This is a genomic window from Shigella sp. FC1967, from assembly GCF_001743005.1.
GTDB lineage: Bacteria > Pseudomonadota > Gammaproteobacteria > Enterobacterales > Enterobacteriaceae > Proteus.
This window is the reverse complement of record NZ_MIIZ01000221.1, coordinates 1-10,079: the sequence shown is the minus strand read 5'-3', so window position 1 is coordinate 10,079 and position 10,079 is coordinate 1. Positions and strand designations below refer to the sequence as shown.

Sequence of the window (10,079 nt, the reverse complement as noted above, 5' to 3'; positions counted from 1 at the left end):
ATTGAGCCTTTAAAATGTAAAAGTGTAAATTTTTTGAAAGAAAAAAAAACGATTAACTGATCTTATTTGTCGATTTTTTTGACTACTTTTCTTGTGGTGTTCTAAAGCTTAGCCAAGAATAAATTAAATTAAAAAAAGACGACGGCTGCGGTGAAATAAAAAAACAGCTCTAAATCCATAGCTTGCAGCAACAAAAGCCCCCATTAACGGTCCTGTAACATTTCCAACATCTCTGAGTGCTTGGTTATAGCTGAAAATTCGACCCGCAATAGCAGGGGTAATGTTATAGAGAATAAGCGTTTGTACCGCAGGCAACATGGCGGCATTTACTGCACCAAGTAAAAAACGTAGTGTCCCAAGTTCCCAATAGTTACTGACCAGCGCCATTGGAATGAGCATAAAAATAGAGAGCCCGAGGGTAAACAGAAGGACTTTATCGGGGCCGATTCGGTCACCTAATTTGCCAAAACGAGGTGCGCTAATTAGTGCGGCAATACCGGGTACGGAGGCAACAACACCACTGATAAAGGCAAGATTGCTGACTGAACCTGTTAATTCACGAATATAAAGTGTCAAAATAGGTGTAACAGAGCCAGTTGCTACTTGAATGATCATCGTGGTGAAAAATAGGCATACAACGAGTCTTTTATTTTTAAGTGATGAAAAGACCTGTTTTGTGGTGAGCGCGTCTTTTTTAGAAACAGGTGTGAAGTTTTCACTTACAAAAAAGAGGGTGACTAAAAAGCAAATAAATAAAACAGCAGACGTAATAAAAAAGACAGGCCGTAAACCATAGAGATCGGCAAGCATACCACCAATTAAAGGACCTATTAATGCGCCACTTACAGCACCCGTTGAAAGTGTACCTAATGCCCAACCACTCTTTTTAACTGGAACCTGAGTGGCAATTAACGCATTTGCATTCGGAACAAAGCCACCTAATACACCAAGCAAGGCTCGCAGTACTAATAATTGCCATATATTTTGAGCAAACCCAATTAATACCATCACAATCGCCATACCCAGGGCAGAACGTAACAGCATTAATTTTCGTCCTTTTCTATCTGATAATTTTCCCCAAAAAGGCGCTGCAATGGCAGAAAAAAGGAAGGTAATACTAAATGCAACACCGGTCCAAAGATTAAGCTCTTCGTGATCGGTTATACCAAGCTCTTCTACATAGAGTGGAAGAAAAGGCATGATCAGGCTAAAACCAGCACCAGTTAGAAAACAACCAAACCAGACAATATAGAGATTACGTTTCCAAGAATTATTTCGGGGCTTGAGATCCATGTGACTCCTTTAGCCGAGAACGAGAGAACAAACCAAGAAAATAGACTGAAAATAACCGTAGCGATGTTGAATGTGGCAACAACAGGTCGGTTTTCTTATTTTAAGATGAATAAGAATATAGCCATGATACAGAATAAGTGCGATAGGTCTTGCTCTTATAATGTGTTTTGCAGGAGTTTACAGCTTGTGTCATTATTGATTTTATTATTTTTATTTCAGTGTATTGCAATATGCTAAAGTGGCTGTTTGGGAATAAAACAGCCACTTTGTGATTAGTGTACTTTTTTTATTTCGTTATATAAAGAAGCATCACCTTCTGGGCGAGTTTTAAAGCGACGATGCAACCACATATATTGATCTGGTGCGCGTAAAATCTCTTGTTCAACGACTTTATTCATCGCTTTAGCGGCATTTTCCTCATTATCGATAGGAAAGTCAGCAACAGGTGGTGAGATAATTAACTCATACCCCTTGGCTTCAGGTAAACGTTTTGGGGTAAATGGAATTAATGCAGGATGGCTGGTTTTTGCCAGAATATAAGTTCCTGTTGTTGTTGCCGCTTTATCAACCGCAAACAAAGGCACAAAAACACTTTTACGTGGGCCATAATCATGGTCAGGTGCATACCAAATAATTTCACCTGCTTTTAAACTACGGATCATGCCTTTGACATCTTTTCTGTCGAGCATAAATTTATTAGAACGTAATCGGCCCCATGTTTGTAGCCAGTCCATAACGGGGTTATCGTTAGGGCGGTAAACACCCACTCCTGGGGTATAAATACCAAAAATACGTGCACCCAGTTCAAGCGTGAGAAAATGGATCCCAATAAGTAAGATGCCTTTCCCAGTTTCATGCACTTTTGAAACATTTTCAATCCCGCTGACTTTAAACCAACGTTTGACACGCCAATCTGGCCAAAACCACGCCATACCAGTTTCGAATAATCCCATACCAACCGATTCAAAATTTTTATTAACTAGGGCTTCTCGCTCACTTTTGGGCATCTGTGGAAAGCAGAGCTCAATATTACGTTCTGCTATTTGAACCCGTTTTTTTAAAAAAAGTTTCGAAAAACGACCTAGGCGTGTGCCCAGCCAATAAATGACAGGATAAGGAAGGAGAACTAGGATATAGAGCAATCCGATCCCGAACCAAGTCAGCCAATATTTAGGCTGCAAAAATGATTTTTTAAATGGAGGTGACTTTATCATAAGCCTATCTATTTACTATTTTTCCAATGAATATCGTATATTGTGACACTTTTTTAACGCAGATAAGAAATTTTGTCATAAATTAGGTGAAATTATTTCAATGCCTTGTAATGCAGTCACCAATTCGGCAATATTTTTAGCTGCCATTTTGTCCATTACTTTTGCTCGATGCACTTCGACGGTTCTTATTGAAACACAAGCAACTTCTGCAATTTCGCGGTTCATTAATCCTTGAATAACATAATAAGCAATGTCTTTTTCTCTTGGGGTTAATGAAGCATAACGGCGGCGAATATCATGTGCGGTAAAACGGGTATTGGTTTCAATAAATGCTGCATCTAAAGCAGATAACAACGCATTGCTATCAACGGGTTTTTGCAGAAAGTCGATAGCGCCTTTTTTGATCTCTTCAACGGCCATGGGGATATCGCCATGACCGGTTAAAAAAATCACAGAAAGAGTACTGTGCTTATCAATTAAATGCTGGTGAACTTGTCTACCATCGGGTTTTGGCATCCTCATATCTAATAATACAACCCCTCTCTGATAGAGATTGACGTTGTTGATAAAGAACTCGCTATCATTCCAGACATGGGCTGAATAACCTAGGCTTTCTAATAAAAACTGACAAGCATCAGTGACAGCAAGATCATCATCAACTAGATGAATTGTTGGCATTTTTTCTCCATTATTTATTTTTTTTAGGGAAAATAAGTGTGATTTTTATTCCAACTTTATGTTGTTCATTCTTCTGGTTCTCAATATGAATTTCAGCACCTTGAGAAAGCAATAAACGTTGGCAAATCACCAAACCTAATCCAAGTCCTTCCGTTTTTGTTGTTTGGAATGGGGAAAAAGGCTGTTCAAGTTGGCTGTGGCTCATTCCACCCGCATCATCTTCAATGACAATAAGCAACCTATCAGGTGCTTTATGGGTGCTGATTTTTAGTACGTTAGCGCCAGCTTGAAGACTGTTAGTGATTAAATTCGATAAAATTTGCTCTAATAATGTTTCGGGTAAACATAGGGTATCATGTTCATCAATATGGGTGATAAGTGAAACCTGTGGATATTTATCTTCTACGCGTAAAAGCGTCCAGATATGTTGGATACATTCCGCAATATTTTGATGGGAAAGCAAAATGGTATCAGTATTAGGTGTTTGTTTTCCAACCCATAAACGTAGATTTCGAATAATATCAGCACCGCGTTGTGCTTGCTTATCTATTTGTTGTAATGCAGGTAGTAATGGATGCAATTCATTCTCTTTTTTAAGGCGAATAACGCTCCCTTGTGCATAACTTTTAATTGCCGAAAGTGGCTGATTAAGTTCATGAGCAAAACCGGATGCCATTTCTCCTAATATATTTAAACGTTGCGCGTGTTCTAACTCTTCCTTTTGCTGTCTTAATCGATTGTGAGCATGTTCCAGTTGGCGACTACGACGCCTAACTAAATAGCTGATCCAGACTTGGTTTAGGATAAGAAAAAGGATAGCCGCCAATGAAAGACCAATAATAAATTGGTGCTGAATAGCCCAACTTTGCGCATCTTGCCAAAGCTGCCTTTGTCGAGGATGTTGGTTGACTTCTCTTAATAGGTTTTCAACTTGTGTATGCGAAGCTGGGGCTCCCCATTTCATCGGTTTACTGTCATCAGTGAGTAAAACGCGTGTGACTTTATCGACAAGTTCATCAGGAACGGTATCTAGCGCTGCAAATGACCAATTAGGATAGAGCGGCGTACTGGTTAAACAAGGCGTATTGGTTTGATAGGAAATCACGGGGCGGTAATCACTTTTACGAATAAGCCCTTCATGATCCATATTTTCCAGTAAACAGACGGGAATAATTGCCGCATTAATATCTTTATCTCGTAAGAGATAAAGTAAAGCGTCAGCGGGAAACCCAGTGAAACGCAATGTGAAATCTTTATCAGGATCAATACCTTCTTCCCGTAGCGCTTTGTAACCTAAAAGATAACCACCAAAAGCATCAGGTGCGATGGCACCAACACGTTTTCCAATTAATTCATGGGCAGAAGTAATTGAGCTATCGTGACGGACAAGAATTAGGCTGCCAATGACATTTCGTGTCGTGTTATCAGGCTCATAACCAGAGCGTAAGGAAAGCAACCAACGTAATGGATAGGCATTATCTAATTGAACAAATTGCGCAGGATTTGTGAGTAAGAAATCAACATTTTTCTTCGCCACCGCTAATTTCATCTCTTCTAGGTTTAACGGCATTAATACAAAGTTTTCTGAAGGAAATTGTTCATTTAATGTGTCAATAAGTGGATGCCAGTGTCTTAGTGTGGATGCATCACCTCGTAGTGCTAAAACACCGATGGTCCACTCTTTTGCGGTGGCTTGCAGAGGAAGTACAAAAAAGAGCAGTAATAACCCAATACTTACCGCGTTTCTTATCCCAATTATCTGTTTTATCGTCATAAATATCTAATGTTAAATATTGTCTTGGATCAAGTTCGTACTGGGTATGTGGTAAACCACAATAGGTGCCGTCTCCAGTAATTTTTACAATGCACTTATAACAAAACACATACTTTTTAATTTCTATTTCCTTCACTCATAGTGAGATTGTGTTATTGAGTGATGCTGGAGACAAATATGGATCTTGGAAAACGAAAATTTTTACAACAATTAGGGGTCCTTACTGCGGGTGCTTCACTGGTTCCTTTAGCTGAAGCCGGCATTAAATTATCACCTGAGCGTCGTGAGGGCTCAGAAGATAAACGCTACGGAATGCTGATTGATTTACGCCGTTGTGTAGGATGCCAGTCCTGCACAGTAAGCTGTAATATTGAAAATCAGACACCTCAAGGACAATTTAGGACGACAGTAAACCAATATCAGGTTGCTATCAAGGGGCAAGAAGGGATAACCAACGTCTTACTACCTAGATTGTGTAACCACTGTGATGAACCTCCTTGTGTACCTGTTTGCCCTGTTCAAGCAACTTTCCAGCGTAAAGACGGTATTGTCGTTGTTGATAATGAACGTTGTGTTGGCTGTGCTTATTGTGTTCAAGCATGTCCTTATGATGCACGTTTTATTAATCACTCAACACAAACCGCAGATAAATGCACTTTCTGTGCTCATCGCCTCGAAGTTGGATTACTGCCTGCGTGTGTTGAATCTTGTGTCGGTGGTGCGCGTATTATCGGCGATATGAAAGATCCTAATAGTACGATCAGCAAAATGCTGCATACACATGAAAAAGAGCTGAAAGTATTAAAACCAGAAAGCGGCACGTTGCCACAAGTTTTCTATCTTGGTCTCGATGATGCATTTGTACAACCGTTAGCTGGTCAAGGACAACCCGCATTATGGCAGCAGGAGGTTCACTCATGATCCCGCAAGTTTCTCAAATTCAAGAAGTGATCGCGATCCCTCAAGAATATTTTTGGTTACCTTGGGCTGTACAATATTTCTTCTTCATCGGTATTGCTTGTTGCGCAACACTTTATGCGTGTTGGCAATGCTGGAAAGGCAGTGCAGGTAATCAACGTTTAGAAGCGGTTGCTGTATTTATTGCAGTAACAGCCGGTATTACAGCCCCTCTAGCTTTAACCGCTGATTTACACCAAACAGCACGCGTGTGGCATTTTTATGCTTATCCAACACCGTGGTCATGGATGGCATGGGGCTCACTGTTATTGCCGTTATTCTCAGCATTTAGTCTACTTTACTTTGCAGCGATGGTCGTTCGCTTAGTATGGAAGCGTGAATATAAATTAACGCGTTGGGTAGCATTAGCATGTTCATTAACGGCGATTGGTTTGCTGTTATATACAGGTCGCGAAGCCTCTATCTTAAAAGCAAGACCTGTGTTGTATACCTACTGGTTACCAATACTACTGTTCTTTAGTGCAATGCAAGTACTCCCAACATTACTTGCATTAGGAACACGTCGTGAGCCTGTACATCAGCGTGAATTAGCTATGTGGTTTGTGAGTTCACTCATGTTATTAGCAGTCTGTACGGGCTTTTGGGTTGCTGGCGATACAATTTCAGGCCAGGCAATTAGAGAACAATTAGCAATGGGAAGTCTTGGCTGGTGGAGTGCCATTGGTGTTATCGCACTATGGGGTATCTCTGTCGCGATGGGACTTTTGATGGCAAAACAAGCACGCTCGGTTGCGTTTATTACCATCATGGCATTTGTATCAATGGGACTTGCGTGGGTATTACGCTGGTTGATGTTGATAGGTGCTCAATATATTCCTAAATATAACATAATTACAAACCCTTATGAATTTCCGCTAGGTAATGATGGATTGATGGGAATTATCGGTACATTTGGATTGTGGATAGCGTTAATCATTTTATTTAGAGAAAGTATTCGTTGGGTTGTCAGGAGAGTACAGCATGGCTAAGTTTACAAGACGTCAATGGCTTAAAGGTGGATTAGTTATCGGTGGTATTGCCGCATTTGCTGCCAGTTACCGTGATGTTGCTAAACGTGCCATAGATGGTTTAGTTGATGGCACATCAGGCAAAGTCACACTGGATCGGATCAACGGAAATTCTTTATTACCTGAAGGCAAAGTTGTAAAAGACGCAAAATGGCAACCGAATACTGATCAAGCTGTTTGTATGACGCAATGTTTTGGGTGCTGGACACAATGCGGTGTTCGTGCCCGTGTTGATAGAGCAAATAATAAAGTATTACGTATTGCTGGTAATCCTTATCACCCACTTTCTCATGATCATCATTTTAGCTATAACATGCCAATTAAAGAGGCATTTGGAAAAAATGGGAGGAGAGAGTGGTTTAGAAAACCGCTCTACGGCTTGTGCTCGTGGTGCAACCATGATGGAAAGCTTGATAGTCCAACTCGTATTCTTGAACCAATGAAACGTGTGGGTAAACGCGGTGAAGGGAAATGGAAACGCATTAGTTTTGAGCAGTTGATCCAAGAAGTTGTTGAAGGTGGTGATCTTTTTGGTGAAGGTCATGTTGATGGTTTGCGAGCCATTCGCGATTTAGACACGTTAATCGATCCAAAGCAGCCATCTTTAGGCCCTAAAGCGAATCAATTACTGGTGACAAATGCCGGTGATGATGGTCGTGATACGTTTATTCGTCGCTTTGCTCAAAACGCATTTGGTAGTAAAAACTTTGGTGCTCATGGTTCTTATTGTGGATTGGCGTACCGTGCTGGCTCGGGTGCGTTAATGAATGATTTAGATAAAAATGCTCACGTTAAGCCAGACTGGGATCATGTTGAATTTGCTCTGTTCTTAGGAACCTCGCCAGCACAATCAGGTAACCCATTTAAGCGTCAAGGTCGTCAGTTAGCTAATGCACGAATTCGTGACTCGTTTAATTATGTGGTTGTTGCTCCTGCTTTGCCTTTAACAACGACATTAGCTAACGATCATGGGCATTGGGTTCCGGTTCAACCAGGAACGGATGCTGCTTTAGTGATGGGAATGATCCGCTGGATCATTGAAAACAATCGCTACAATGCAGAATATTTGTCAGTACCGAGCGAAGTTTCAATGAAAAATGTGGGTGAGAAGAGCTGGACGAATGCAACTCACCTTGTGATCTGTGATGAAAAACATCCACTGTCAGGACAAATGCTGACTACTGCACATTTGAATGATGTTGCTGAGGGGGAAGAAGTCAACTTGGTTCTCTCACTTGATGGTGAATTAACACCAGCAACAAAAGTTGATCGTGCTGAATTGTTTGCAACACATAAAATTACATTAAAAACAGGTGTTGAAGTTACCGTAAAATCGAGCTTCCAATTACTCGATGAAGCCGCTAAACGTATGACACTGGCAGAATATAGTGAGCGCTGTAAAGTACCCGAAACAACAATTGTTGCATTAGGTCGTGAATTTACTGCTTATGGTCGAAAAGCCGCGGTGATCTCTCATGGCGGGATGATGAGTGGTAATGGTTTTTATACAGCGTGGAGCGTCATTATGCTTAATGCGCTCATTGGTAACTTAAACCTTAAAGGTGGCGTTTCTGTTGGCGGCGGTAAGTTTAATGGTGCAACTGATGGTCCATGTTACAAAATGGATAGCTTTAAAGGTAAAGTTAAACCAAAAGGTATGGTGTTATCACGCAGTAAAGTCGCCTATGAAAAATCTGATGAGTACCGTGAGCGTGTAGAGAAAGGGGGATCTCCATACCCAGCAAAAGCACCTTGGTATCCATTTGCTGCGGGACAATTAACCGAACAGCTAGGCTCTGCATTAGCAGGTTATCCTTATTCATTAAAAGCATGGATAACGAATATGACCAATCCTGTGTATGGGATTGCGGGTATTCGTCAAGTGATGGAAGAACGCTTGAAAGATCCGAAGCATCTCCCCTTGATTATTGGTATTGATGCTTTTATGAATGAGACAACAGCGCTGGCAGATTATATTGTTCCAGATACGCATAACTTTGAAAGCTGGGGATTTAGTGCGCCTTGGTCTGGCGTTCAAACTAAAGCGAGCACAGCGCGTTGGCCGATTATTGAACCTCGTGTTGCAAAAACAGCAGAGGGGCAGCCCATTTCAATGGAAACATTCTGTATCGCTGTTGCCAAAGCTTTAGATTTACCTGGTTTTGGTGAGAAAGCAATTGAAGACATGGAAGGTAATTTCTATCCCATCAATAGTGCAGAAGACTATTATTTACGAGTTGCCGCCAATATGGCATTTATGGGTGAGAAACCGGTTGCCCCCGCAACTCATGAAGATATTTTATTGAGTGGTGTAGATCGTATTTTACCAACGATAACGTCAACGTTAAAAAATGACGAAGTTCTTCAGGTTGCATATATCTATACACGAGGCGGTCGTTTTGCTCCTTATGACAAAGCATGGAATGGTGATGAAACGGGTCCACAGTGGAAAAAACCATTACAGATTTGGAATGAACAAGTCGCGAAGAATCATCATGCAATAACGGGTGAACGTTATAGTGGTTGCCCGACTTATTATCCACCACGTTTATCAGATGGCAGTGATATTCATCAGCACTATCCTGAAGAGCAGTGGCCACTAAAATTAATGTCCTTTAAGTCTCATGTGGTGAGTAGTTCAACAGGTATGATCCAGCGTTTAAGAATGGTCAAACCGAGTAATTTAGTCGCAATTAATCCCCAGGATGGTAAAAAATGGGGTGTTAATCATGGTGATAAAGTTCGCATTGTTACACCAGGTGGACAAGTTGAAGCAGAGATTAGTTTACTCGATGGCGTCATGCCGGGCGTTTTAGCGATTGAACATGGTTATGGGCATAAAGAGTTAGGCTCTCGTCAGCATTACTTAGATGAACAACCATTACCGATGGATAAAGGTATTGGCAGTGGTATCAACCTTAATGATTTAGGGTTTGCTGATCCAACACGTCAAATCACTAATACATGGTTAGATTGGGTATCAGGTGCATCTGTTCGTCAAGGTTTACCTGCTAAAATTGAGCGTATAGCTTAATTATCAATTTTATATTTTAATAATCACTTCACTCTTTATTAAAAAAAAGAGTGAAGTGATTGCACAACAAGTAAGTTTTAATTTCTCTTTTATAAGATAGG

6 protein-coding genes and 1 pseudogene are annotated in these 10,079 nt (G+C 40.8%); 3 read left to right on the top strand and 4 right to left on the bottom strand.

Annotation, left to right across the window (positions count from 1 at the left end; all coding sequences use genetic code 11):
* Window positions 1-82 precede the first annotated feature (82 nt).
* The 4 genes and pseudogenes from mdtG to ttrS all read right to left on the bottom strand — a co-directional run bounded on the left by mdtG (window position 83) and on the right by ttrS (window position 4,959).
* Window positions 83-1,293, bottom strand: a pseudogene (mdtG, locus tag BHE89_RS01975) (multidrug efflux MFS transporter MdtG).
* A gap of 272 nt (window positions 1,294-1,565) precedes the next feature.
* Complete coding sequence (locus BHE89_RS01970; protein ID WP_069367440.1) at window positions 1,566-2,507, bottom strand: Kdo(2)-lipid IV(A) acyltransferase; 942 nt, start codon at window positions 2,505-2,507, stop codon at window positions 1,566-1,568.
* 75 nt (window positions 2,508-2,582) lie between these two features.
* Complete coding sequence (ttrR, locus tag BHE89_RS01965) at window positions 2,583-3,185, bottom strand: tetrathionate respiration response regulator TtrR (RefSeq protein WP_069367441.1); 603 nt, start codon at window positions 3,183-3,185, stop codon at window positions 2,583-2,585.
* Window positions 3,186-3,195: 10 nt separating this feature from the next.
* The gene (gene ttrS / locus BHE89_RS01960; protein WP_069367442.1) at window positions 3,196-4,959 is read right to left on the bottom strand and encodes a tetrathionate respiration histidine kinase TtrS; all 1,764 of its coding nucleotides are present in this window, start codon (window positions 4,957-4,959) and stop codon (window positions 3,196-3,198) included.
* 177 nt (window positions 4,960-5,136) lie between these two features.
* Between ttrS and ttrB the strand changes: the two genes are divergently transcribed.
* Genes ttrB through ttrA form a run of 3 tightly spaced genes read left to right on the top strand, consistent with a single transcriptional unit; the run spans window position 5,137 to window position 9,978 of the window.
* A complete protein-coding gene (gene ttrB, locus BHE89_RS01955) occupies window positions 5,137-5,880 on the top strand; it encodes a tetrathionate reductase subunit TtrB (protein WP_069367443.1) in 744 nt (247 codons plus the stop codon).
* A complete protein-coding gene (gene ttrC, locus BHE89_RS01950) occupies window positions 5,877-6,905 on the top strand; it encodes a tetrathionate reductase subunit TtrC (protein WP_069367444.1) in 1,029 nt (342 codons plus the stop codon). Before ttrB ends, ttrC begins: the two co-directional genes overlap by 4 nt.
* The gene (gene ttrA, locus BHE89_RS01945) at window positions 6,898-9,978 is read left to right on the top strand and encodes a tetrathionate reductase subunit TtrA (RefSeq protein ID WP_286145824.1); all 3,081 of its coding nucleotides are present in this window, start codon (window positions 6,898-6,900) and stop codon (window positions 9,976-9,978) included. Before ttrC ends, ttrA begins: the two co-directional genes overlap by 8 nt.
* Window positions 9,979-10,079: the final 101 nt, after the last annotated feature.